A 24,564-nucleotide genomic window follows, 5' to 3' on the forward strand; every position below is an offset into this window, starting at 1 on the left:
ATTTATTAATGAAATTAAACAAATATATTGACCACACACTATTAAAACCGGATGCACAGCAAGAACAAATCGAGGCTTTGATCGAAGAAGCGAAAGAATATGATTTTGCGAGTGTTTGTGTGCAACCAACATGGGTCAACTTCGCAGTTGAAGGACTTCGGGATTCAGATGTAAAAGTGTGTACAGTGATTGGTTTTCCTCTTGGCGCGAACACACCAGCTGTTAAAGCATTTGAAACTCAAAATGCCATTCAAAATGGAGCCGATGAGATCGATATGGTCATCAATATCGGTGCCTTGAAATCCAAAAACCTTACGTTAGTAGAAGAGGATATTCAGTCTGTTGTGGATGCAAGTGGGGATCACTTGGTAAAAGTGATCATCGAAACCTGCTTATTGACCGAAACTGAAAAAGTAGTAGCTTGCCAGATCGCTAAATTGGCGGGAGCTGACTTTGTGAAAACTTCGACTGGCTTCTCTAGTGGTGGAGCAACTGTTGAGGATGTTGCCCTCATGCGCCAGGTTGTTGGACCGGATATGGGAGTGAAAGCATCTGGAGGTACTCGTAGCTATGAGGATGCTCAAGCTATGATCCAAGCGGGTGCTAACCGAATCGGCACTTCCTCTGGAGTAGCCATCATGAAGGGAGAAGTAGCCCATGGCGACTACTGAGTTGATTGACCTAGCTGTAAAAACAAGCGAGAATGCTTACGTGCCTTATTCTCACTTTCCAATTGGAGCTGTCTTAGTTACAGCAGAGGGAAAGATTTATACAGGAGTCAATGTTGAAAATGCGAGCTTCGGCTTGACCAATTGTGGTGAGCGAACAGCTATCTTCAAGGCTGTTTCAGAAGGCGAGCGTTTATTTAAGGAATTAATTATTTATGGTCAAACTGAAAAACCAGTTTCACCCTGTGGTGCTTGTCGCCAGGTGATGGCTGAATTTTTCGAGCCAGACCTACCGGTTACTCTGGTAGCCAAAGATAAATCGACGGTCGTGATGACGGTCAAGGAATTGCTTCCATATTCCTTTACAGATCTTACCTAGTAACTTCTGTAAAGGCGGTCTATTGACCCTTTTATTAATCCGCAACATAGTTGCATATCTTATTTAGGAGGTTCAGAAATGAACAAGAAACAATGGTTAGGCCTAGGTCTAGTAACTGTCGCTGCAATCGGACTTGCTGCATGTGGAAATCGTGCGTCTCGCAAAGATTCTTCAGATGCAAAAACTGATTTAAAAGCTGCTATCGTTACTGACACAGGTGGTGTTGATGACAAATCATTTAACCAATCTGCATGGGAAGGTCTACAAGCTTGGGGTAAAGAAAATGGTCTTTCTAAAGATAACGGATTTACTTACTTCCAATCTACAAGTGAAGCAGATTTTGCGAATAACTTCAGCCAAGCTGCTACAAACGGCTACAAATTAGTGTACGGTGTTGGTTACAAACTTGCTCCAGCTGTTACTGCTGCTGCAGATGAAAATGCTGATATCAACTATGTTATCATTGACTCTGTTGTTGGTGATAAGAAGAACGTAGCATCTGCTGTTTTTGCAGATAATGAAGCTGCTTATCTTGCAGGGGTTGCTGCAGCCAAAACTACGAAGACAAACAAAGTTGGTTTCATCGGTGGAGCACGTGGTGAAGTTATCACTCGTTTTGAAAAAGGATTTGAAGCAGGCGTGAAGTCTGTAAACAAAGACATTTCAGTTGATGTACAATATGCTGAAGACTTCAACAACCCTGAAAAAGGTAGAACAATTGCAGCAACACAATACGCTGCAGGAGCTGACGTTATTTACCAAGCTGCTGGTGGTACAGGAGCTGGTGTCTTCAAGGAAGCAAAAGACTTGAACGAGAAGAAAAACGAAGGCGAAAAAGTTTGGGTTATTGGTGTAGACCGTGACCAAGTTGATGAAGGTAAATACACTTCAAAAGATGGTAAAGAATCTAACTTCGTATTGGCTTCTACTTTGAAACAAGTTGGTAAAACTGTTCAAGAAATCGCAACTCAAACTGCTGACGGTAAATTCCCAGGTGGAAAAGTGATTACATTTGGTTTGAAAGATGGTGGTGTTGATTTGACAACTTCTAATCTTTCAGAAGATGCTAAAAAAGCAGTAGAAGATGCTAAAAAACAAATTATTGATGGTAGCGTAAAAGCACCTGAGAAATAAGAACCTTCGGGAAGCGATCCATCCTTCTTGGGTCGCTTTTTTTCGAGGTGTTGAGACATTTTGTCTCAATAGAACTTACTAACTTGTTTAGCAGGTCCTACTGAAATAAAATATAGTTTTCTAGAAAGGAATATTCGAATGGCACACGAAAACGTCATTGAGATGCGTGAAATTACCAAAATTTTTGGTGAATTTGTCGCAAACGACAAAATCAACCTCGAATTGCGTAAAGGTGAAATTCATGCACTTCTTGGTGAAAATGGAGCTGGGAAATCAACCCTGATGAATATGTTGGCTGGTCTTTTGGAACCAACGAGCGGAGAAATTGTGGTCAATGGGAAGTCTGAAAAATTAGATTCTCCTTCAAAGGCTGCTTCTCTAGGGATCGGGATGGTTCACCAGCACTTCATGTTGGTAGAAGCTTTCACTGTTGCAGAAAATATCATTCTTGGTAGCGAAGTAACGAATAAAGGTGTATTAGATTTGAAAAAGGCTAATGCAGATATCCTTGAGTTGTCAGAACGCTACGGCTTGGCTGTGGATCCTACAGCAAAAGTTGAAGATATTTCTGTTGGTGCTCAACAACGTGTAGAAATCTTGAAGACACTCTATCGCGGAGCTGATATTCTGATTTTCGACGAGCCCACAGCGGTGCTAACTCCTGCTGAAATTTTGGAGTTGATGGATATCATGAAAGCCCTTGTTAAAGAAGGGAAATCTATCATCCTCATCACCCACAAACTGGACGAAATTCGTGCGGTTGCGGACCGTGTCACAGTTATTCGTCGTGGGAAATCCATTCAAACCGTTAGCATCGAAGGTGCTACCAATAAAGATTTGGCAGAGATGATGGTTGGGCGTTCAGTTTCGTTCGTAACGGAAAAGGAAGAAGCGCAACCGAAAGAAGTGGTTCTTCAAATTTCTGACTTGATCGTGAATGAAAACCGCGGAGTTCCTGCAGTCAAAGAACTATCTCTTGATGTTCGTGCAGGCGAAATTGTAGGGATTGCAGGGATTGATGGTAATGGTCAGAGTGAATTGATTCAGGCTATTACTGGACTACGGAAAGTCAAATCAGGCAGTATTAAAATTAAAGGACAAGAAGTTGTTGGCCTTTCCCCACGTAAGATTACTGAAATGAATGTCAGCCACGTTCCTGAGGATCGTCATCGTGATGGTCTTGTTCTCGAAATGATGCTTTCTGAAAACATCGCACTTCAAACTTACTACAAAGAACCACTTAGCAAAAACGGTGTTTTGAATTACAATCAAATTAATTCATATGCCCGCAAGTTGATGGAAGAATTTGATGTTCGTGCAGCCAATGAGATTGTTCCAGCAAGTGCTCTATCAGGAGGAAATCAACAAAAGGCTATTATTGCTCGTGAAGTTGATCGTAATCCGGATTTGTTAATCGTTAGCCAACCGACACGTGGATTGGACGTTGGTGCGATTGAGTACATCCATAAACGTTTGATTAGTGAACGTGATAAAGGAAAAGCCGTCCTCGTTGTCAGCTTCGAATTAGATGAAATTCTAAACCTATCAGACCGGATTGCTGTTATTCATGATGGAAAAATCCAAGGTATTGTGAAGCCATCTGAGACCAACAAACAAGAGCTTGGTATTCTAATGGCTGGTGGAGAAATCAAGGAGGCTTCAAATGAATAAAAACACAAGACAAATTGCTATTCCTTTTATTTCTGTAATCCTAGGAATCATCCTCGGAGCCATCATCATGTGGATCTTTGGTTATGATGCCCTTTGGGGTTATGAAGAACTCTTCAAGACAGCTTTTGGTTCTATTAAAAATGTGGGTGAAATTTTCCGCGCCATGGGACCACTGGTTTTGATCGCTCTCGGATTTGCAGTAGCTAGCCGAGCTGGATTTTTCAATGTTGGCTTACCAGGACAGGCCTTGGCTGGGTGGATTGCGGCAGTATGGTTCGCTTTATCTTTTCCAGATATCCCTCGTATCTTAATGATTCCTTTAACAGTCCTTGTGGCTGCAATTGCAGGTGGTTTCGTTGGTTTGATTCCAGGTATCTTGCGAGCATTTTTGGGAACGAGTGAAGTCATCGTTACCATTATGATGAACTACATCGTCCTGTTTGCTGGAAATGAAATCATCCGGAACTTCCCTAAAAAGTTCATGGTCGATTCTGAATCTAGTATCACAGTAGGGGCAAATGCAAGTTATCGACTAGGTTTTCTGACTGAATTAACCAAGTCACGGATGAATATTGGTATCTTTATCGCCTTGATTGCTGTTGCAGTAGTTTGGTTCATTATTAAGAAAACAACCCTTGGTTTTGAAATCCGTTCCGTTGGTCTTAACCCGAATGCTTCAGATTATGCAGGGATGTCAGCTAAACGAATCATCATTCTTTCCATGGTGATTTCAGGTGCCCTCTGTGGGATCGGTGGAGCAGTAGAAGGGATCGGTACCTTCCAGAACATTTATGTTCAACCTGGTTCCTTGGCTATTGGATTTAATGGGATGGCGGTGGCCCTCCTTGCTAGCAATTCTCCTATTGGGATTGTCTTTGCGGCCTTCTTGCTTGGAACCTTGCAAACAGGTGCGCCAGGTATGACCACAGCGACCATTCCACCAGAACTTGTCAATATTGTGACAGCTTCGATTATTTTCTTTGTAAGTGCTCATTACATTATCGAAAAATACATCAAGCCTAAAAAACAAATGAAAGGAGTAGAGTAAGGATGAATACTGTTGCTATACTAACGATTCTTGTATCGAATATGCTGGTCTATGCTGCTCCCCTCATTTTCACTAGTATCGGAGGAGCCTACTCCGAACATGCTGGTGTTGTTAACGTTGGTTTGGAAGGTATCATGGTTATGGGAGCTTTCACAGGAGTCGTGTTTAACTTGACTTTTGCTGACTCTCTTGGTGGCATGACCATCTGGTTATCTCTCCTTGCAGGTGGTTTGGTTGGTCTTATTTTCTCTGCTATCCATGCTGTAGCTACTATCAACTTCCGTGCTGATCACGTGGTGAGTGGTACGGTATTGAACTTGTTGGCTCCTGCCTTAGCTGTCTTTTTGGTAAAAGCAATCTACGGAAAAGGTCAAACCAACAATATCGATTTGTCATTTGGTAAATTTGATTTTCCTTTCTTGTCTGATATCCCTGTCATTGGAGATATCTTTTTCAAGAATACAAGCTTAATGGGATATGTCGCGATTGGATTTTCATTTGTAGCATGGTTTATCATGTTTAAAACGAAGTTCGGTCTTCGACTTCGCTCAGTTGGTGAACATCCACAAGCTGCGGATACCCTTGGGATTAATGTATACCTCATGCGTTACTATGGTGTGCTCATCTCTGGATTTTTAGGAGGAGTTGGGGGTGCCTTGTATGCGCAATCTGCTTCTGTTAATTTCTCTGCAACTACCATTGTAGGACCTGGATTTATCGCCCTAGCGGCTATGATCTTTGGTAAATGGAACCCAATCGGTGCCATGTTATCCAGTCTATTCTTTGGTCTTTCACAAGCCTTGGCGGTTGTGTCTACGCAGATTCCTTTCCTTGCCCATATTCCAGGAGTCTACCTCCGTATTGCGCCGTATGTATTGACCATCATCGTCCTAGCAGCCTTCTTTGGTAAGTCGGTTGCACCAAAAGCAGATGGTGTGAACTACATCAAGTCTAAGTAAAAGCCTCCTTTATGGAAAAAGAAAGCACGAGTCGCTCGAACTCGTGCTTTTTGTATGCTTATGGATTGGTTTGCATTTCTGCAAGTAGGTTTTCGGCCGTCGTAGTAGGCAAGATACGCAGACGATTTAGCGAGTAGAGGCCATCATCTAAACTAGCTAGTCCATTGTTGGTCGTCAAGCCCATTTTGTAGCCATTGGTTTTTGCTAGATCCATGGTGACGTCAGAGTAGCGACCAGCGGGGTAGACAATGGTGGTCGTGGTTTGATTGAGTTTCTTGTCTAATACTTGTTTGGAATTGGCTAGTTCAGCTTTTTGAGTGGCAGTATCTGATTGGGCCAAATCTGGGTGGGATACCGTATGGCTCTCAAAAGTAAGGCCTTGTGCTTTCATTTCTTTGATTTGATCAAAGGTTAGAACGCTTGGTTTTTCCTTTTCAGAAAATGAAGTAATGATATTATTGGTTGCGGTCATTTGGTATTTTTTTAGGAGTGGATAGACTATGGTATAAAAGTCTGAAATTCCATCATCGAACGTCAACCAAACGACTTTGCCACCTTCAGGCAGTTCATTTTTTGTAAGTGCGCGATAAGCTTCTTCAGGCGTCAGGGTGTAGTAACCGGCCCCTTTTAAGGCTTTGAGATGACTCTCGAAGGTTTCTGGTGCTACAATGAGGTTGGCATTGGCCTCTTCCGAAGGGGCCATCGTGTGAACAGCGTGGTACATGAGAATTGGGATTTTCACAGGTTGCTCTTGTTTTACCCATTTGGTAGTAGAACCTTGCTGTTTCATCGTCTGACTTGTATTTGTTTCTTGCTTGTCAGCAATAGTCCCCTGTTTCAATAGGAGGAACCCTAAAAAGAATATGCAAGACAGAAGAAAAGCATTTAAAATCAGTAGTAATCGTATTTTCTTTGGGACACGTCTTTTTCGGTGATTCATAGAGACCCCTTTCTTTATCAATATCATTATATCATAGGGTCATGAAATCTCTTAAAGACAAAGTTACAAATGGCTTAAAATTTCAGGAGCTCTAGGCTGTTTTTGAAGGCATGGGTTGCTAGTTAGTTTGAAGAGGAGGTCTAAATCTCAAAAAGTAAAGTTCTTGTAGAGGAAGAAGGGCAAAGAACTAGTCAGAAAGGGCTAATTTTTGATATAATGGAATATATTAGATGTTTAAGGAGACCAACATGTCTGTTAAGATTGCCTTACTAGGATTTGGTACTGTTGCCAGTGGCGTACCGTTTTTATTAAAAGAAAACCATGAAAAGATCAGCCAGGCTGCTCAAGATGACATTGAGATTGCTAAGATCTTGGTTCGCGATGATGCGGAGAAAGAAAGCTTGCAAGCAGCTGGCCATGACTACAATTTTGTAACCAATGTCGATGAGATCATTGAAGACAAAGATATTGCTATCGTGGTTGAGTTGATGGGCCGGATTGAGCCAGCCAAGACCTTTATCACCCGCGCTCTTGAAGCAGGAAAGCACGTGGTCTCTGCCAACAAAGACCTCCTTGCCGTTCATGGAAGTGAGTTACTAGAGATTGCAAAAGAACACCAAGTAGCCCTTTATTATGAAGCTGCCGTAGCGGGTGGAATTCCAATCCTTCGGACCTTGGTGAATTCCTTGGCTTCTGACAAGGTGACCAAAGTTCTCGGTGTGGTCAATGGTACTTCTAACTTCATGATGACCAAAATGGTCGAAGAAGGCTGGACTTATGAGGATGCTTTAGCAGAAGCGCAACGCCTTGGTTACGCTGAAAGTGACCCGACCAATGACGTTGAAGGAATCGATGCAGCTTATAAGATGGTGATTTTGAGCCAATTTGCCTTTGGGATGAACATCCAATTTGACCAAGTAGGGCACAAAGGGATCAGTCAAATCACTCCTCAGGATGTCTCAGTAGCTCAAAGCCTTGGTTATGTGATCAAGTTGGTCGGCTCCATTGTTGAAACAGAGTCAGGAATCGCAGCAGAAGTGACACCAACCTTCCTCCCAAAAGAACATCCACTTGCTAGCGTGAACGACGTCATGAATGCGGTCTATGTGGAATCGATAGGGATTGGTGAGTCTATGTACTATGGACCAGGTGCAGGTCAAAAACCAACTGCGACTAGTGTTGTAGCTGACATCGTTCGCATTGTTCGTCGTTTGAATGAAGGAACAATCGGTAAAGCCTTTAACGAATACAGCCGCCCGCTTCAATTGGCTAAGCCTGAAGATGTGAAGAACAATTATTACTTCTCAATCAAGGCACCAGATGCGACTGGTCAAATCTTACGTATTGCGGAAATCTTTAATGCAGAAGGAGCTTCCTTCAAGCAAATCCTTCAAGAAGACTCAGATGGTCAATTTGCAAGTGTGGTTATCATTACCCACCAAGTCAACCAGACGCAATTCAAGAACTTGGTTGAAAAACTGGATTCAGAGCCGAATTTCAAACTTATGAATACCTTTAAAGTATTGGGAGAATAAGATGAGAATTACAGTACCAGCGACTAGTGCCAATGTAGGGCCAGGATTTGATTCTGTTGGGATCGCTGTTTCTAAGTATTTGACCATTGATGTGCTAGAAGCGCAAGAAAACTGGTGGATTGAACATGATTTAGGAGAGGAGATTCCAAGCGATGAAGAGAATCTCTTGCTTCAAACTGCTCTCCAAGTCGCATCCGATTTGCCTCCTCATCGTCTCAAGATGACTAGTGAAGTGCCTTTGGCGCGTGGTCTTGGTTCCTCTAGCTCTGTTATTGTAGCGGGGATTGAGTTGGCTAATCAACTGGGCAACTTATGTCTTAGCGATGAAGATAAACTAGAGATCGCGACAAAAATCGAAGGTCATCCGGACAATGTAGCGCCAGCTATTTTTGGAAATCTGGTCGTAGCAAGCTATGTGGATCAGCAGACCAATCATTTGGTTCTTCCATTTCCTGAGTGTGCACTAGTGGCCTTTGTTCCGAATTACGAACTCAAGACCAGCGATAGCCGAAATGTCCTTCCTAGTGAATGGTCTTATAAGGAAGCCGTGGCAGCCAGTTCGATTGCAAACGTGGCCATTGCTGCTCTTTCTAAGGGGGACTTAAGAGTCGCAGGAAAAGCCATCGAAGGCGATCGCTTCCATGAACGCTACCGTCAACAACTAGTTGCAGAGTTCCCTCAGGTGAAAGAACTTGCGCATCAACATAAAGCTTATGCGACTTACCTTTCTGGTGCAGGTCCAACCATTATGACCTTGCTCCCAGTTGAACATGCAGAAGCCTTTGCCAAAGACTTGGAGTCTAAGGCCTTAAATGGTCAGGTTTTCTCATTAAAGATTGACACAACTGGTGTGAAGGTAGAAGCATAGTGAATCTTGATTCAAAGAAAAAAATGATTAGATAGGCTAAATTAGTCTATCTAATTTTATTTATCTATGATAAAATAGTTTTATAAATCATTTGTCTATCAAATTATTTTAGGACAATAAACATTTATTCAAAAGATAGATAGAAATGTAAAGGAGATTGTAATTCTAATGAAAGACTTTGAACGTCATCAACTTGCTACGGAACTTGGATTCCAGTTTGATCCTCAGACCTCATCTATTTATGGTGAGAACTCTGGGTATTTCTTCTTAATGAGAGAAACAGACACAAAAAATGTCTTCAGCATTGCTCTTTCTGTTTCTCGTGATGATGCGGAAGAAGCAGCGGCTCAATTGCAGCAAATGGTGAAAGAATCTTCTGTTCTGAAGAGTGTGAGCCTCAACCAATATGTCACAACTTTCACTGTAAAAGCTGGGATGACCAAGGCAAAAACGATTGAGAATATTCACCAAGCCTTAACAGAAATCCTGCAATTTTTACAAACCAATGGTTTCTACACTGTATGTGGCTACTCTGGTGAAAAAGGTCCGGTTGGTCTCTACCAGATTGGAGATTCCCTCTTCTTGATGAATGAAGAAAACTATCAAATTGTGAGTTCCCAACTAAAAATTGAAACCGATTCATATAATAGTCAGAAAGAAAATGTCCTTCTTGGATCAGTAGGTGCCTTTATTGGTGCCATTATCGGGGGAGCTGTGACTCTTTTTATTGCCCGTCTCGGCTACGTAGCTTTTTATGCTGGTTTCATCCTTGGGATCTGTGTTGTCAAAGGCTATGAGATCTTAGGGAAGAAATTTAGCAAACTTGGTGCAGTTATTTCTAGTATCCTCTTGTTGGTGACTGTTGTTCTCGTTCACCAATTTGACTATGCCTTAGAAGCAGTTAAACAGCTTGGACTCGACTTTAGTGATGGATTTGATTTGATCAATTCCCTTGTTCTAAATGGTGAAGCACCTGAGAAATACTTCTTTAACTTCTTTATGTTGGCAGTCTTTACCATTATTGGGGGTGGGGTTGCCATTGGCTCAGCCTTGTCCACTCAAGAAACACGTGGCATTGCGCGTAAGATTGGCTAATTTAATAAACCCTTGTTTAAAAAAATTAAAACAGAAGTGGTCTTTTGGCTGTTTCTGTTTTTTTACTTCTTAGTCGAAAAGTGGGCTGGTTTTTGTTATAATGGATAAGATAACGTATAGAAGAGAGTTGTGAGATGGAAATCGTAAAGCAAATCAAAGAGGAGTTGGCTGGCATTGAAATTTTGTTCGATGAGCCACTCAAACAATATACCTATACCAAGGTTGGAGGGGCTGCAGACTATTTGGCCTTTCCTCGCAATCAATATGAATTAAAACGAATTGTCACCTTTGCCAATGCTCATGAAATTCCTTGGATGGTCTTGGGGAATTCTTCGAATATTATCGTCCGTGACGGTGGGATTGAAGGCTTTGTGATCATGTTTGATCATTTCCATGATGTCCGAGTCAATGGGTACGTGATTGAAGCAGAGGCAGGTGCTAAGCTGATCGATGTGACTCACGTAGCCCGCTACCATAGCTTGACAGGCTTTGAATTTGCTTGTGGGATTCCTGGTAGCATTGGGGGTGCTGTTTACATGAATGCTGGTGCCTATGGTGGCGAGATTGCCCATATTCTCCAATCGTGTAAGGTCTTGACGCCAGAGGGTGAAATAAAAACCCTATCCGCAAGTGATTTGGCCTTTGGTTATCGCCATTCCAAGATCCAAGAGACAGGGGATGTGGTGATTTCGGCTAAGTTTGCCTTAGCACCTGGCAACTATGATCAGATCAATCAAGAAATGGCGCGCTTGACTCATTTGCGAGAGCTGAAACAACCTCTCGAATACCCGTCTTGTGGCTCTGTTTTCAAACGTCCAGTCGGTCACTTTGCAGGACAGTTGATCAGTGAGGCAGGATTGAAGGGACACCGGATTGGTGGTGTAGAGGTTTCTGAAAAGCATGCTGGCTTTATGATCAATGTCGATTATGGGACTGCCAAAGATTATGAAGACTTGATTGCTCATGTCATCGCGACAGTTGAAAAATCGGCTGGGGTGACCTTAGAGCGGGAAGTCCGTATTATTGGGAGAGATTAACGGTTCGAGATGGAATAGGGGCTACTCTTGGGTAGACCCTTCCTACTTTAGAAGGGGGGTGAGTGCCTATCGATACTGAAAATAGGTGGGGCAGTCTTATAAGTCCCCGAGAGGTGTTGGTGGCCTGACGGGTATTCTCGTCAGCCTATGAGACTAGTGGTTGGTCTCAGATGGAAACGCATGAAAAAGAAGGAATTTATGTGAATTGAAAAAACCAATTATTGAGTTTAGAAATGTCTCAAAAGTATTTGAAGACAGCGATACAGTGGTTCTCAAAGATATCAACTTTGAGTTGGAAGAAGGGAAATTCTATACCCTCCTCGGTGCTTCAGGATCTGGTAAATCGACGATTTTGAACATTATTGCCGGTTTGTTAGACGCTTCGACAGGGGATGTCCTCTTGGATGGTGTTCGGATCAATGATTTACCGACTAACAAACGGGATGTCCATACCGTCTTCCAGTCCTATGCCCTTTTCCCACACATGAATGTGTTTGAGAATGTTGCCTTCCCTCTTCGTTTGAAGAAGCTAGACAAGGCGGAAATTCAAAGACGAGTGACTGAAGTCCTTAAGATGGTGCAATTAGGAGGATTTGAGAAACGCTCCATCCAGAAACTTTCTGGCGGTCAACGCCAGCGGGTGGCCATTGCACGAGCGATTATCAATGAACCGCGAGTGGTCCTTTTGGATGAGCCTTTGTCTGCCCTCGATTTGAAGTTGCGGACAGACATGCAGTATGAACTCCGTGAATTGCAACAACGCCTGGGTATTACCTTTGTTTTTGTTACCCATGACCAGGAAGAAGCGCTTGCTATGAGTGACTGGATCTTCGTCATGAACGAAGGAGAAATTGTCCAATCAGGAACACCAGTCGATATCTACGATGAGCCGATCAACCATTTCGTTGCGACCTTTATCGGTGAGTCCAACATCCTTCCAGGGATCATGATCGAAGACTACCTAGTAGAATTCAACGGTAAACGCTTTGAGTCAGTCGATGGAGGGATGAGACCAAACGAACCGGTCGAAGTCGTTATTCGCCCTGAAGATTTGCAAATCACACTGCCCGAGGAAGGCAAGCTCCAGGTGAAAGTGGATACCCAACTTTTCCGTGGGGTACACTATGAGATCATCGCCTATGATGAATTGGGCAATGAGTGGATGATTCACTCAACGCGTAAGGCAATCGTAGGTGAAGAAATCGGTCTGGACTTTGAACCAGAAGATATCCACGTCATGCGTCTCAATGAAACGGAAGAAGAGTTCGATGCACGGATCGAAGAGTACGTAGAAGTGGAAGAGCAAGAAGCCGGATTGATCAATGCCATCGAGGAGGAAAGAGATGAAGAAAACAACCTCTAACCTCTTTGTGGTTCCCTATTTTCTCTGGATCCTCCTCTTTGTCTTGGCTCCTGTAGCCTTGATTATTTGGCAATCCTTTGTTAATGTCCAGGGACAGGGTTCCTTAGAGAATTACCAAACCTTTTTTACAGCGCAGAATTGGACCTACCTCAAGATGAGCTTCAACTCCATTCTCTATGCTGGGATCGTTACCTTTGTGACGCTCTTGATTTCTTACCCGACAGCTTATTTTTTGACCCAGCTCAAGCATCGTCAGCTCTGGCTCATGCTCATCGTCCTTCCGACCTGGGTTAACCTCTTGCTCAAGGCTTATGCCTTTATCGGGATCTTTGGTCAAGGGGGATCTATTAACCAATTCTTGAGCTTCATCGGAATCGGTCCTCAACAGATCCTCTTTACGGACTTTTCTTTCATCTTTGTCGCTAGTTACATTGAGTTGCCCTTTATGATCCTTCCTATCTTCAATGTTTTGGATGATTTGGATCCAAATCTCATCAATGCTAGCTATGACCTAGGAGCTAATAAGTGGGATACCTTCCGTCGAGTTGTCTTCCCGTTGTCTATGAACGGGGTTCGCTCTGGAGTCCAATCGGTCTTTATTCCAAGTTTGAGTCTCTTCATGTTGACGCGTTTGATCGGAGGAAACCGGGTGATTACTCTGGGGACTGCCATCGAGCAGCATTTCCTCACGACACAAAACTGGGGAATGGGATCAACCATTGGAGTGGTCTTGATCCTTGCTATGCTCTTAGTCATGTGGGTAACGAGAGAAAGGAGTGAACGATGAAAAAGATTTCACGTATCTATTTAGGATTGGTTTTCCTACTCCTTTATCTGCCAATCTTTTACTTGATTGCCTATGCCTTTAATGCTGGTGGGGATATGAATGCTTTTACAGGCTTTACCTTGGAGCATTTCCAAAGTCTCTTTGAGGATACGCGTCTTATGTTGATCCTCTCACAGACCTTCCTCTTGGCCTTCCTGTCAGCCTTGATTGCGACCATTATTGGGACCTTTGGGGCGATCTATATTTACCAATCTAAGAAGAAGTTTGAAGGACCGTTTTTGTCCATCAATAACATCCTTATGGTGGCACCTGACGTTATGATCGGGGCTAGCTTCCTGATCCTCTTTACGACGATCAAGTTCCAGCTTGGCTTTGCCTCTGTCTTGATGAGTCACGTGGCCTTCTCTATTCCAATCGTAGTCTTGATGGTCTTGCCACGCTTGAAGGAAATGAACCGTGATATGATCAATGCGGCCTATGACCTAGGAGCTACTCAGGTGCAGATGTTGAAAGAAATCATGCTTCCTTATTTGACACCTGCGATTATTGCCGGTTACTTCATGGCCTTTACCTACTCCTTGGATGACTTTGCGGTGACCTTCTTTGTCACAGGAAATGGCTTTACGACCTTGTCTGTTGAGATCTACTCACGGGCTCGCCAAGGGATTTCGTTGAATATCAATGCCCTTTCTGCCCTGGTCTTCCTCTTCAGTATCTTACTGGTGGTCGGCTATTACTTCATCACTAGAGAGAAGGAGGAGACAGTATGAAAAAACTCTATTCATTCTTGTTAGGGATTGTGGTGGTAATCCTCGTTTTAGCGGGGCTAAGTGCCCGTCTTGAAGCCAAGACCAATCCAAAAGACAGTGATAAGCTGGTCATCTACAATTGGGGAGATTATATCGATCCAGAATTGCTCAAGGAATTTACCAAGGAAACAGGCGTTCAAGTCCAATATAATACCTTTGATTCCAATGAAGCCATGTACACCAAGATCAAGCAAGGGGGAACAGCATACGATATTGCCATCCCAAGTGAATATATGATCGCTAAGATGATGGACGAAAACTTGCTTGAAAAGTTGGATAAGTCCAAATTGAAAGGCTTAGACAATATCGATCCACGCTTCTTGGACTTGGACTTTGACCCTGATAATCAGTATTCAGTCCCTTACTTCTGGGGTACCCTTGGTATCATCTACAACAGTAAGATGGTTGATAAGGCACCCGAACACTGGGCGGATCTATGGAGACCAGAGTACAAGAATGACATCATGATGTACGATGGGGCGCGTGAGGTCATGGGGATTGGACTCAATAGCTTAGGTTATAGTCTCAACTCCAAGGATCCTCAGCAATTACAAGAGTCTGTTGATAAGCTTTATACCTTGATGCCCAATATTAAGGCCCTTGTAGCCGATGAAATGAAAGGCTACATGATCCAAAATAATGCAGCCATTGGGGTGACTTTCTCCGGTGAAGCCAGTCAAATGCTGGAAGCCAATGAGGATCTCCGCTATGTCGTCCCATCAGAAGCCAGCAACCTTTGGTTTGATAATATCGTTATTCCAAAGACGGTGAAGAATAAAGAAGCTGCCTATGCCTTTATCAACTTTATGCTTCGCCCAGAAAATGCTTATAAGAATGCTCTCTATGTCGGTTATTCCACACCGAACAAAGAAGCTAAGAAGATGCTACCAAAAGAGGTCCAAGAAGACCAAGCCTTCTACCCAAGTGATGACACGCTAAAGAACTTAGAAGTCTACGAACAACTTGGCAAGAAGTGGTTAGGCGTTTATAACGACCTCTACCTACAAGTGAAGATGTATCGCAAGTAGGAGAGTATTTCTATAAAATCTAAAGCAAGTTTCTAACGGTTAAAAACCGGATTGAAACTTGCTTTTTTGTGTGAAAAGAAGAATTGAAAACTATAATATATTTCTCATAGGCCCTTTCAATTATCTCAACTTTCAGAAAGATTATATTTTTATGATGCCTTTTTATTTGATTTGACTATAAAGTTTACAGAGACTACAATGGAATTGTAAACGCTGTCATTTTGTTTGAAGGCTTTCCTTCTCACAAATCTCTTAAATTTAAAGGAGTTTCATTATGAGGAAAAAGAATCTTTCTTTTATCTTGTCTGCTTTATTACTTTCACCTATAGTGATAGCCACTCAAGTTCGGGCTGATGAAGTTTCCGAAAAGGCTACAGGAGCAGATACTGAACTAGTCGGTTCGCCAGAACTTGTCTCTATAGAAAAGCCTCAGATTAATCCCCAACCTGAAGCTTCAGGTCTAGAGTCAGGTGGGAGGGCAGAAGCTGAGAGTGGATACTTACTTGAGGAGGAAGCTAGCAAGTTAACTGAAACAAATGATTCTTTAGGAGACCTACCGAAACCTTTATTGGTATCAGAAACGCCTGATAAACTATCGACTCTGATTGAAAATCCACATGTCGCAAATCAGAATCTGAGTATAGGGGATACAGCAATCGAGTTACTCAAATGGGCAGAGGCCAAACCGGATCAAACTGGTTCAACAGCAGAAGATCGTCTTGAGTTCGCAAAAAGCTTGGGGATGATTCCAAATGGGGTAGGCAAGGATGAGCCCGTCCAGAATCTAAATCATATGATTTCGGTCGCTAAGAAATTAAAAGAGGCCTATCGTGCAGAGAAAAAAGAACCTCTCATCCTTAATGGTAAGACCCAGCCTATTTTTCCTTTTACTCCGGGTGATGTAGAAACTGGCTACTCGAATGAAAAGAGTGATATCGTCCGCTTTGTTGTCTATGTCGAATCAGACTATGATACAGATGGAGACGGAAAAAGGGACCTGATCAAAACTTTTGTTCAACTACCGAAAGCTGTTGCCAATGGGGATTTTAAGGCTTCAACGATCTATGAGGCAAGTCCTTACGTAGCGGGAACGACTAATAAGGAAACCCTTGGCGAAATTGGTCTAAAAGAAGAGGGTGAGTTTGACAACAAGAACCTCTATCGCTATGTAGATCCTCGTCGTCAAACCGGTTCTACCACGACTTTAGAACATGCTAAAAAGGCAGATTCTAAAGACTGGTACTATAAAAATCCAAACGAGAGTGATTCTACCTTCACTCGTTACGATTATGAAAATATTAACTGGTACAACTATTTCTTAGTACGAGGCTATGCCGTCGTTACCACATCTGGATTGGGAAGCTATCAGTCCGAGGGAATCAATACAACAGGAAGTGACCTAGAAGTAGCTGGTTATAAGAGTGTCATTGAGTGGCTAAATGGAAAACGAGTTGCTTATACAGATAAGACATCGAATATCGCTATAAAAGCAGATTGGTCGAATGGAAAAGTCGGTATGACAGGCCTGTCATGGGCAGGAACCACTACTTTTGGAGTCGCTGCGACAGGAGTAGAGGGCTTAAAGACTATCGTCCCTGCAGCTGGTATTGCAAGTTGGTATGATTATTACAACAGTCAAGGAACGACTTTTAATGTCGGTGCTTATAGAGATCTGTCTCATTTGTCTGTCTATGTATCCAACAGGATTCTAGATCCGGCTGATTGGAACAAGATTAAAGAGGACTATGCCCGCTATATCACTCAATTGAATCGCGACCAACATAAGCATGGTTATAATTATAGTGACATTTGGAAAAATCGCGATTATACTCTTCATCCAGAAAAATTCAAGGCCAGCGCTCTAGTTATGCATGGGCTAAATGATGATAATGTCAGAACCAAACACTTTGAGCTGATGTATCAAACCTTGAAAAAAGCTGGGCAGCCTGTGAAGCTCTACCTATATCAAGGGGATCATATTTATCCTGTCAATAAACGCTTCGGAATTAAAGAGGGCCAACAAAGTGTCAGTGACCTTCTCAATCAATGGTTTAGTCACTACCTATATGATGCAGAAAATCAGGTAGAATCTTTACCAGAAGTAACCGTGTCTAATAACTACGACCCATCTAAATGGGAACACTATTCTAGCTGGGAGTCTAGTAATAAATTGACCCTGAAGACTCTTTCTAGACGAGAGGAAGAAACTATCGATAATGATTACTACAGTGCAGGGATGGATTGGACCAATCGTGATTCACATACCACTAAGCAATCTTCAACTGCTAATGCTTTGTTTACAGCAGAAGCGACAGAGGATGTGACTATTAAAGGGCATATTCCTGTCCATTTCCAAGCTGCCTTAGCCAAGCTGACCAATCAAGAACTCAAAGACTACCAAGTTAATGTACAACTGGTCGATCTCTCAGATGAGGAATTTGATGTCGCATCCAATAAGATTACCTACGATGAAGCTGGCTACAAGTACCAAGAAATGCCTCTCAATACGCTTTCTGAAACAGGTTACTGGATGGGAAGCAATCTTAAGAATATCGCCAACAAACAATTTGGAACCATTAAAACCAAGTATAAGGTCATTTCTTCTGGTTGGATCAATCTAGCAAATCCAGATGCAGGCTATGCCTCCTCTAGCTCTAGCAAGAGCATAGATCCCAAGCTAGGAGAGTTTCGAAACTATACGGTTTATCTACAGCCAAATCTTTACACGGTCAAGAAGGGGCATAAGCTAGGCCTAGTCTTTACCACCTTCGATAGTAACTATGTCTGGACTGATGATCCGTATTCCTATCGCTTGAAAACACGGTCCATCGTGGCAGAAATACCAACCGTTCAAAAGAGTAGTCTTCACTATGCTTGGTATGTTCCAAATGAAAAGGATGAAACTTATCAGGTCCTTCCACTCGTTGAAGAGCCCCTACCAGAGTTTCCACTGGACACCCTCGTGCCATCCGTGGATCATAAGGAGCAGATACCAAACAAGGATTATACACCATACAAGCCAGGTTCATTAGCAGTTGAGTCTAGCAAGAAAGACACGCTGGCGCCACTAGCTGTCAACTACCAACAAGAAACATCAGAGACGGTGGATAAAGAATACTCTCAAGTGAGCAGTAGTCATAAGGAAGGCCTTTATTTGCCGCAAACTGGAATGACCACCAGCTTTGAAGTCACTTCCAGCGTGTTAGGAATCGTTCTTTTAGTCGGAATGGGAATCGTCCGACTAAAAGAAAGAGAAAATTAAGAATACCCTTAATACGGAAATTGAGATAGTAGAAAAGCCATAACCATCGTAGAAAGAAGGTTATGGTCTTTTTACTAATAAGTAAGGGAGACGCTTTTGGGCGGTATTGAAAATTTTTGAAAAATATTAACATTTGTGGGATAATGAATGTAATTCATTTAACTGGAGTTGTAAAATGTATCATAAAATATTAGTAACTGGTGGGGCTGGGTTTATCGGTTCTCATACCACCATTGAGTTAGTAAATGCAGGTCATGAAGTTGTCATTGTTGATAATTTAGTAAATAGTAGTGAGAAAAGTATACAAGAAGTAGAAAAAATTCTTGGAAAATCTATTACTTTTTATAATGAAGATATTCGTGATAGATCAAAGCTTTTAGAAATTTTTCTAAAAGAAAAACCGACTGGTGTGATTCATTTTGCTGCATTGAAAGCAGTTGGAGAGTCAGTTCAAATTCCACTTACTTATTATGAAAATAATATTAGTGGAACGTTGACTTTGCTTCAGGTGATGGAAGAGGTGCAGTGTAAAAATATTATCTTCAGTTCATCAGCAACTGTCTATGGAGATCCACATACTGTTCCTATCTTGGAAGATTTTCCTTTATCCGTTACAAATCCATATGGTAGAACGAAACTCATGATAGAAGAGATGCTTCAAGATATATACAAGGCGGACCCTTCATGGAATATTGTATTGTTACGCTATTTCAATCCAATTGGTGCTCATGAAAGTGGGAACATTGGTGAAAATCCAAATGGTATTCCAAATAATCTATTGCCATATGTAACACAAGTAGCAGTTGGAAAATTAGAGTCTGTTAATGTGTTTGGGAACGATTATCCAACTCCAGATGGAACTGGAGTACGCGATTATATCCACGTAGTTGATTTGGCGAAAGGCCACGTTGCTGCATTGAAAAAAATGAACCCTGATTCAGGCTTGAATATCTATAATCTTGGCACCGGTAGAGGTTACTCTGTATTAGAAATTATTTACAATATGGAGAAGGTTGTGGGAAAACCAATTCCATTCAAGATTGTTGATCGACGACCTGGTGACATTGCAACCTGTTATGCAGATCCATCCAAAGCACGTGAAGAACTAGGATGGAGTGCTCAATTTGATATTCATCGGATGTGCCAAGATGCTTGGAGATGGCAGAGTAAACATCCAAATGGATTTGAACAATAACTAATCTTAACGATTCGCTTGATATTTATAACTAATATCAAGCTTTTTTTGCTTTTAATAATAGTAATTGATAGTATTAAGTTTCGAGATTAGTGGATAAAACATTATGGTTATTGTATAATGGTTAAAAAGAATTTTAATGGAGGACAAAGGAGATTGAAATCCTCAGATTTATTGATTATTATACCAGCTTATAACGAGGAAGGTTCTATTCAAGCGGTAGTAGATAATATTATTCAAAATTATTCCCAGTATGATTATGTGATTATCAATGACGGTTCTCGAGACCGAACTTCAGAAATTTGTCATAAAAATGGCTATAATATTATTGATTTACCAGTTAATCTCGGTTTAGCTGGAGCTTTTCAGACAGGATTATTATATGCTTATCAACATGGCTATGAAAAAGCTGTTCAATTTGATGCAGATGGTCAACATCTCCCAGAATATATTGCTGCTTTAGAAGAAGAAATTGATAAAGGCAATAAAATGGTTATAGGTTCTCGTTTTGTTTCGGAGAAAAGACCAAATTCATTTCGTATGTTGGGGAATACACTCATTAGTTTTGCTATTAAATTAACCACTGGGAAAACGATTAATGATCCAACTTCGGGAATGAGAATGTTTTCTAAAGATCTAATACAAGTTTTTGCAAAGAATATTAACTATGGACCTGAACCAGATACTGTTTCCTATCTATTACGTAAAGGTGTTCCAATTTCAGAAGTTCAAGTTCGTATGGAAGAGAGACAAGCAGGAGAAAGCTATTTAACTTTTTCACGTTCTATTAAGTACATGATTCACATGTTCGTGTCTATTTTATTCATTCAGAATTTTAGAGAGAGAGGAGAATAGAATGTCAATCTGGTTTCAAATTGTATTAGTTGTTGTTTCATTGGGAACATGTGGGTTTATCCTTCAGAACATTAGAAAATCTCGTGTGCAGATTAATGATGCCTTGTTTTGGATTTTCTTTTCATTAATTCTATTAGTTTTTAGTATTTTTCCAAAGTTAGCAGAGATTATTGCAGCATCCTTAGGGATTGCATCTGCTGTTAATTTTATTTTTCTTTTCATTATTTTCTTGTTATTAATGAATCAGTTCCAGTTAACCGTACGGTTGTCAAAATTAGATACCAAGTTTAAAAATCTTGTACAAGTTATCGCTTTGAACAAAAATGAGGAGAAAGATGAATAATACTCCTTCCCAAAAAAGTATTTACATTTGGAATCTACTAGGCAATTTAGCAGCTGCAGCAGTTTCAGTTTGTTTTCTTATTATAGTTTCTAGATTTCAAAATTCTACAATTGCGGATCAGTATAGTTTGACTATTTCTATCGGGAATTTATGGGTTATAATAGGACTCTTTCAAGTCAGAAATTATCAAGCAACAGATATTGTTAATAAGTTTTCATTTAAAAATTATTATACAGCTAGGATTATTTCTACTATATTAATGTGGATAACTCTATATCCTTATTTAGTTTATATTCATTATGATTTAAGTTCGAGTTTTGTTATAGGTTTAACTTTTCTTATTTTAGCTTATCGCACATGTGATGTATGGTCTGATCTTTATCAAGGCTTGTTTCAACAGAAATCAAGACTTGATATTGCTGGTAAATCAATGTTTTTTAGGTATCTTATAAGTGTAGTTATCTTATTTGTATCCTTAATGATTCAGAAAAATTTATTGGTTGGCTTTCTTCTGGTGCTCATCTTTAATATTTTGTTTATAGTCGGTTTCGATATTAAATTTTCAAAGTTATTTCATTCTTCGGATAATAAACGAACATTTTCGATAAATGATCTTATACAAGGACTTTTAATTTTAAAAGATTGTTTTTCTTTATTTATATATGGTTTTCTTATTAACCTTATTTTTAACGAACCTAGAATTATCATTTCACAACAACTTCTTAGCCAAAAAATGCAATCAGGTGTACAACGTGATTTTAATATATTATTTATGCCAGTGTTTTTCATGAGTTTGTGTATTCTAGTAATAAGACCTCTGATTACTTCGTTAGCAGAAAAAAGACAAGCCGGTGAAATGGTCCAATTCTATAGTATTATAAAAAGAATATTTGTTTTTTTGATTCTTGTTGGTTTTCTTACTACTTTAGTAAGTTATTTAATCGGTACACCAGTTCTTAGTCTTATTTTCGGAGTTGACTTAAATCGTTACCGACTAGAATTAACCGTTCTAGTATTTTCAGGGATTTTGTATTCAATTGCTTTAGTATTTGAAAATATTTTAACTATTTATAGGAAACACAATTTATTATTGGTAGTTTATATTGTTATGTATATTGCGAGTATCCTATTAAGTAAACCCTTCATAATCTCTCAAGGAATACTTGGTGCATGTTTAAGTTTTATGCTGGTAATGGTAATATATGTTATCGGGGGATTTAGTTTATTTCTTTATGTGAAAAGGAGATTTTAAATGAATTTGAAAGAAATTCATACTTTTGTTATCTGTGCATACGGGAATTCCTCCTATTTAGAAGAATGTATGCTTTCATTAGTTAATCAACATAATCAATCTTCTATTATTTTATATACTTCAACACCTAGTCTTCAAATTGAGGAATTATGTAAAAAATATAATATTGCATATTATCATGGTAGTGGTGGTTCAATAGGAAAAGATTGGAATAATGCATTGTCATTTGTAAAAACAAGATACGCGACAATCGCCCATCAAGATGATTATTATGAGCCTCAATATTCAGAATTAATTATTAAAAAATTCCAATCAAATCCAGATGCTTTAATAGCATATTCGGATTATTTTGAAGAAAAAAATGGAAAGAAAATTGAACGTACACTCAATCTTAAGATAAAGAGATTTATGTTGAGAACTATAAATTTATTTCCAAAAAGTAAATTTTGGAGAACTAGAGTCCTAGCATTCGGGAATGCAATATGTTGCCCTTCTGTTTCATATGATTTATCTGCATTGAATGGGTTTAAGTTTGATGAAAAATTGAAAGGAAATCTGGACTGGATCGCTTGGTATCAGATTGGAAAAATGAAAGGCTCATTTGTATATGTAGACAAACCATTAATGTGTCATCGTATTCATGAAGAATCAGAAACTTCTAAAACAATTTCTAATAATACTCGTAGTCAAGAAGATTTAGAAACATTGGAAATTTTTTGGCCCAAATGGATTGCTAAGTTGCTGATGAGACAATATGTGAAGAGTCAAAATTCGAATAATTAGGAGTAAATGATGAGGTATTTTGTTGATAGTTTTGAGCGGAATAAGAAGTATGTAGTAGCTTTCATCCTTCTGGCCTTTTGTATGACAGTCATTTATACAAAGCGTTTGGTAGATTTTCCTAAAATTGGTGTGCTACTATTTGTAGTATTTGCTCTCCTCATTTTTCTTTTACCGAAGAAAAATGTAGGGACCTTCATTGCTATGCTCATTGGCGGTCTTTCCTTTGCTTTCATTACACCCGTTTTGAATACGCCCGATGAACAAGTTCATCTTTCAAGAACCATTCATATTGTTGAAGGTGATGTAAATATGGGAAATAAGAATATCCATATTACAGAAGATTATTTTGATGTATATAAGAATTTCAAAAAACCATTTACCAAATCTACTTTGTTTGAAGAAGGACAGACGACCAAACAAGTGAAGTTTGGTAAAGAAACGGATTACAGGGCAACCAACTCCTATTGGTTTATCGGCTACATTCCTCAGGCTCTTGGATTCGGGATTGGTAAGTTTTTGAACTTGAGTGTCGGCGTCTCTTATTATCTTGGTCGCATTTTCAATGTCATCGCTTACTGTATTTTAGCTCTCATTGCCATTAAATTAAGTGGTAAAGCGAAGCAGTTGATGACAATGGTAGCAATGTTTCCAATGAATCTGGTCCTTGCTGCTTCTTACAATCAAGATAGTGTAGCTTTAGGGTTGACCTACATCATTATTGGATTGTTCTTGAACTATGTAACAGATGATGAAAAAGTTGTTAAAATAAAAGATTTATTGCTGTATGCTTTGCTTTGTATCATCCTTGTAACAATGAAGCTTCCTTATGTCTTGCTAGTAGGACTATTGCTCTTTATACCGAGAAAGAAAACGCAATGTAAAAACTACTATCTCGTCTCTCTCGCTTTGATTATCGTAGTCTTTCTCTTTACGATTTTTTGGTACGTTCTTACCCAGCAAGTTCGAATTGAGAACTTTAAACTCGAGGGTGCAGATGTCAAAGGTCAAATTATTAGTATCATTTCAAAACCTCATTGGTATCTACCAGTGATTTTGAAGGAGATGTTATTATCAGTCAGTCATTTAAATCAGCTCTATACCTTTGGTTGGTTAGATTTATCGATGTCGGAGGTTCTTATTCCAATCTATGCTCTTTATACCTTGATCACTTTTTCAAATTTTGGGAAGATCAAGCTTCCGAAAGTATCAGTAGTAGGAGCAAGTTTGGTTTCTTTTGCAATTGTTGGGTTAATCACTTTAACCTTGTATCTAACCTGGACACCAGTAGGAAATTTTGAAGTTTTAGGAGTTCAAGGTAGGTATTATCTAGGAGTTGTCGCTCTGTCTCTACCAGTTATTTGCAGTTTGTTTAAGCAAAGAATTTCAGATGAACAAAGGTTCACGGATCATTTTGTAGTAGAAAGTAGTCTTATTATTATAGGTTTAACTATACTACAAACAATCTCTGTTTTATATGCAGTTGTATAATTGAAAGACTAAAATAAGTTATTACTAGGGGAAACCCTAGTTTTTTGTTACAATAGAGAGTGAAT

General features: G+C 40.1%; 22 protein-coding genes. 21 read left to right on the top strand and 1 reads right to left on the bottom strand.

Annotation, left to right across the window (positions count from 1 at the left end):
* The first annotated feature begins 8 nt into the window (after positions 1-8).
* The 6 genes from deoC to D7D50_RS06825 all read left to right on the top strand — a co-directional run bounded on the left by deoC (position 9) and on the right by D7D50_RS06825 (position 5,859).
* Positions 9-671, top strand: a complete 663-nt coding sequence (gene deoC / locus D7D50_RS06800) for a deoxyribose-phosphate aldolase (RefSeq protein WP_120701812.1) — start codon at positions 9-11, stop codon at positions 669-671.
* Positions 658-1,047 carry a cytidine deaminase gene (locus D7D50_RS06805; RefSeq protein ID WP_120701813.1) on the top strand — a complete coding sequence of 130 codons (390 nt, stop codon included), beginning with the start codon at positions 658-660 and terminating at the stop codon, positions 1,045-1,047. Before deoC ends, D7D50_RS06805 begins: the two co-directional genes overlap by 14 nt.
* 78 nt (positions 1,048-1,125) lie before the next feature.
* Positions 1,126-2,181, top strand: a complete 1,056-nt coding sequence (locus D7D50_RS06810) for a BMP family lipoprotein (RefSeq protein ID WP_120701814.1) — start codon at positions 1,126-1,128, stop codon at positions 2,179-2,181.
* A gap of 138 nt (positions 2,182-2,319) precedes the next feature.
* The gene (locus D7D50_RS06815) at positions 2,320-3,852 is read left to right on the top strand and encodes an ABC transporter ATP-binding protein (protein WP_120701815.1); all 1,533 of its coding nucleotides are present in this window, start codon (positions 2,320-2,322) and stop codon (positions 3,850-3,852) included.
* Positions 3,845-4,900, top strand: a complete 1,056-nt coding sequence (locus tag D7D50_RS06820) for an ABC transporter permease (protein ID WP_023023702.1) — start codon at positions 3,845-3,847, stop codon at positions 4,898-4,900. The genes D7D50_RS06815 and D7D50_RS06820 overlap by 8 nt, the downstream gene beginning before the upstream one ends.
* A 2-nt stretch (positions 4,901-4,902) precedes the next feature.
* Complete coding sequence (locus tag D7D50_RS06825; protein ID WP_023023700.1) at positions 4,903-5,859, top strand: ABC transporter permease; 957 nt, start codon at positions 4,903-4,905, stop codon at positions 5,857-5,859.
* 58 nt (positions 5,860-5,917) lie between these two features.
* Here D7D50_RS06825 and D7D50_RS06830 read toward each other — a convergent pair whose 3' ends face one another.
* Positions 5,918-6,826 (bottom strand): polysaccharide deacetylase family protein, encoded by a 909-nt coding sequence (locus D7D50_RS06830; protein WP_042507471.1) that lies wholly within the window; start codon positions 6,824-6,826, stop codon positions 5,918-5,920.
* A 221-nt stretch (positions 6,827-7,047) separates the two neighbouring features.
* Between D7D50_RS06830 and D7D50_RS06835 the strand changes: the two genes are divergently transcribed.
* The 15 genes from D7D50_RS06835 to D7D50_RS06905 all read left to right on the top strand — a co-directional run bounded on the left by D7D50_RS06835 (position 7,048) and on the right by D7D50_RS06905 (position 24,499).
* A complete protein-coding gene (locus tag D7D50_RS06835) occupies positions 7,048-8,334 on the top strand; it encodes a homoserine dehydrogenase (protein WP_120701816.1) in 1,287 nt (428 codons plus the stop codon).
* Between the two features lies 1 nt (position 8,335).
* Entirely contained in the window at positions 8,336-9,202 is an 867-nt protein-coding gene (gene thrB / locus D7D50_RS06840; RefSeq protein ID WP_120701817.1) for a homoserine kinase, read from the top strand.
* Between the two features lie 168 nt (positions 9,203-9,370).
* The gene (locus D7D50_RS06845; RefSeq protein ID WP_120701818.1) at positions 9,371-10,297 is read left to right on the top strand and encodes a hypothetical protein; all 927 of its coding nucleotides are present in this window, start codon (positions 9,371-9,373) and stop codon (positions 10,295-10,297) included.
* 134 nt (positions 10,298-10,431) lie between these two features.
* Complete coding sequence (gene murB, locus D7D50_RS06850) at positions 10,432-11,334, top strand: UDP-N-acetylmuramate dehydrogenase (RefSeq protein WP_120701819.1); 903 nt, start codon at positions 10,432-10,434, stop codon at positions 11,332-11,334.
* A gap of 205 nt (positions 11,335-11,539) precedes the next feature.
* Positions 11,540-12,697 (top strand): ABC transporter ATP-binding protein, encoded by a 1,158-nt coding sequence (locus tag D7D50_RS06855; RefSeq protein WP_023023687.1) that lies wholly within the window; start codon positions 11,540-11,542, stop codon positions 12,695-12,697.
* Positions 12,678-13,484, top strand: coding sequence for an ABC transporter permease (locus D7D50_RS06860; protein WP_023023685.1), 807 nt, complete (start codon positions 12,678-12,680; stop codon positions 13,482-13,484). Before D7D50_RS06855 ends, D7D50_RS06860 begins: the two co-directional genes overlap by 20 nt.
* Positions 13,481-14,254 (top strand): ABC transporter permease, encoded by a 774-nt coding sequence (locus D7D50_RS06865; RefSeq protein WP_023026999.1) that lies wholly within the window; start codon positions 13,481-13,483, stop codon positions 14,252-14,254. Before D7D50_RS06860 ends, D7D50_RS06865 begins: the two co-directional genes overlap by 4 nt.
* On the top strand, positions 14,251-15,321 hold the full coding sequence (locus D7D50_RS06870) for an ABC transporter substrate-binding protein (RefSeq protein WP_117744407.1): 1,071 nt from the start codon (positions 14,251-14,253) through the stop codon (positions 15,319-15,321). The genes D7D50_RS06865 and D7D50_RS06870 overlap by 4 nt, the downstream gene beginning before the upstream one ends.
* Before the next feature lie 274 nt (positions 15,322-15,595).
* Entirely contained in the window at positions 15,596-18,583 is a 2,988-nt protein-coding gene (locus tag D7D50_RS06875; RefSeq protein WP_120701820.1) for a CocE/NonD family hydrolase, read from the top strand.
* A gap of 175 nt (positions 18,584-18,758) precedes the next feature.
* Positions 18,759-19,778 carry a UDP-glucose 4-epimerase GalE gene (galE, locus tag D7D50_RS06880; RefSeq protein ID WP_120701821.1) on the top strand — a complete coding sequence of 340 codons (1,020 nt, stop codon included), beginning with the start codon at positions 18,759-18,761 and terminating at the stop codon, positions 19,776-19,778.
* Between the two features lie 156 nt (positions 19,779-19,934).
* Entirely contained in the window at positions 19,935-20,633 is a 699-nt protein-coding gene (locus tag D7D50_RS06885; RefSeq protein WP_120701822.1) for a glycosyltransferase family 2 protein, read from the top strand.
* A 1-nt stretch (position 20,634) separates the two neighbouring features.
* Positions 20,635-20,976, top strand: a complete 342-nt coding sequence (locus D7D50_RS06890) for a DUF2304 domain-containing protein (protein ID WP_120701823.1) — start codon at positions 20,635-20,637, stop codon at positions 20,974-20,976.
* The gene (locus D7D50_RS06895) at positions 20,969-22,228 is read left to right on the top strand and encodes a lipopolysaccharide biosynthesis protein (RefSeq protein WP_120701824.1); all 1,260 of its coding nucleotides are present in this window, start codon (positions 20,969-20,971) and stop codon (positions 22,226-22,228) included. Before D7D50_RS06890 ends, D7D50_RS06895 begins: the two co-directional genes overlap by 8 nt.
* Complete coding sequence (locus D7D50_RS06900; RefSeq protein ID WP_120701825.1) at positions 22,229-23,011, top strand: glycosyltransferase family 2 protein; 783 nt, start codon at positions 22,229-22,231, stop codon at positions 23,009-23,011.
* A 9-nt stretch (positions 23,012-23,020) separates the two neighbouring features.
* On the top strand, positions 23,021-24,499 hold the full coding sequence (locus D7D50_RS06905; protein WP_120701826.1) for a DUF2142 domain-containing protein: 1,479 nt from the start codon (positions 23,021-23,023) through the stop codon (positions 24,497-24,499).
* Positions 24,500-24,564: the final 65 nt, after the last annotated feature.

It is taken from the genome of Streptococcus koreensis (assembly GCF_003627135.1).
Taxonomy (GTDB): Bacteria; Bacillota; Bacilli; order Lactobacillales; family Streptococcaceae; genus Streptococcus; species Streptococcus ilei.

What these genes read in the sequence shown, in the direction of transcription:
- deoC (WP_120701812.1), top strand. Translation starts at nt 9, where the DNA reads ATGAAATTAAACAAATATATTGACCACACACTATTAAAACCGGATGCA.
- D7D50_RS06805 (WP_120701813.1), top strand. Translation starts at nt 658, where the DNA reads ATGGCGACTACTGAGTTGATTGACCTAGCTGTAAAAACAAGCGAGAAT.
- D7D50_RS06810 (WP_120701814.1), top strand. Translation starts at nt 1,126, where the DNA reads ATGAACAAGAAACAATGGTTAGGCCTAGGTCTAGTAACTGTCGCTGCA.
- D7D50_RS06815 (WP_120701815.1), top strand. Translation starts at nt 2,320, where the DNA reads ATGGCACACGAAAACGTCATTGAGATGCGTGAAATTACCAAAATTTTT.
- D7D50_RS06820 (WP_023023702.1), top strand. Translation starts at nt 3,845, where the DNA reads ATGAATAAAAACACAAGACAAATTGCTATTCCTTTTATTTCTGTAATC.
- D7D50_RS06825 (WP_023023700.1), top strand. Translation starts at nt 4,903, where the DNA reads ATGAATACTGTTGCTATACTAACGATTCTTGTATCGAATATGCTGGTC.
- D7D50_RS06830 (WP_042507471.1), bottom strand. Translation starts at nt 6,826, where the DNA reads ATGATATTGATAAAGAAAGGGGTCTCTATGAATCACCGAAAAAGACGT.
- D7D50_RS06835 (WP_120701816.1), top strand. Translation starts at nt 7,048, where the DNA reads ATGTCTGTTAAGATTGCCTTACTAGGATTTGGTACTGTTGCCAGTGGC.
- thrB (WP_120701817.1), top strand. Translation starts at nt 8,336, where the DNA reads ATGAGAATTACAGTACCAGCGACTAGTGCCAATGTAGGGCCAGGATTT.
- D7D50_RS06845 (WP_120701818.1), top strand. Translation starts at nt 9,371, where the DNA reads ATGAAAGACTTTGAACGTCATCAACTTGCTACGGAACTTGGATTCCAG.
- murB (WP_120701819.1), top strand. Translation starts at nt 10,432, where the DNA reads ATGGAAATCGTAAAGCAAATCAAAGAGGAGTTGGCTGGCATTGAAATT.
- D7D50_RS06860 (WP_023023685.1), top strand. Translation starts at nt 12,678, where the DNA reads ATGAAGAAAACAACCTCTAACCTCTTTGTGGTTCCCTATTTTCTCTGG.
- D7D50_RS06865 (WP_023026999.1), top strand. Translation starts at nt 13,481, where the DNA reads ATGAAAAAGATTTCACGTATCTATTTAGGATTGGTTTTCCTACTCCTT.
- D7D50_RS06870 (WP_117744407.1), top strand. Translation starts at nt 14,251, where the DNA reads ATGAAAAAACTCTATTCATTCTTGTTAGGGATTGTGGTGGTAATCCTC.
- D7D50_RS06875 (WP_120701820.1), top strand. Translation starts at nt 15,596, where the DNA reads ATGAGGAAAAAGAATCTTTCTTTTATCTTGTCTGCTTTATTACTTTCA.
- galE (WP_120701821.1), top strand. Translation starts at nt 18,759, where the DNA reads ATGTATCATAAAATATTAGTAACTGGTGGGGCTGGGTTTATCGGTTCT.
- D7D50_RS06890 (WP_120701823.1), top strand. Translation starts at nt 20,635, where the DNA reads ATGTCAATCTGGTTTCAAATTGTATTAGTTGTTGTTTCATTGGGAACA.
- D7D50_RS06895 (WP_120701824.1), top strand. Translation starts at nt 20,969, where the DNA reads ATGAATAATACTCCTTCCCAAAAAAGTATTTACATTTGGAATCTACTA.
- D7D50_RS06900 (WP_120701825.1), top strand. Translation starts at nt 22,229, where the DNA reads ATGAATTTGAAAGAAATTCATACTTTTGTTATCTGTGCATACGGGAAT.
- D7D50_RS06905 (WP_120701826.1), top strand. Translation starts at nt 23,021, where the DNA reads ATGAGGTATTTTGTTGATAGTTTTGAGCGGAATAAGAAGTATGTAGTA.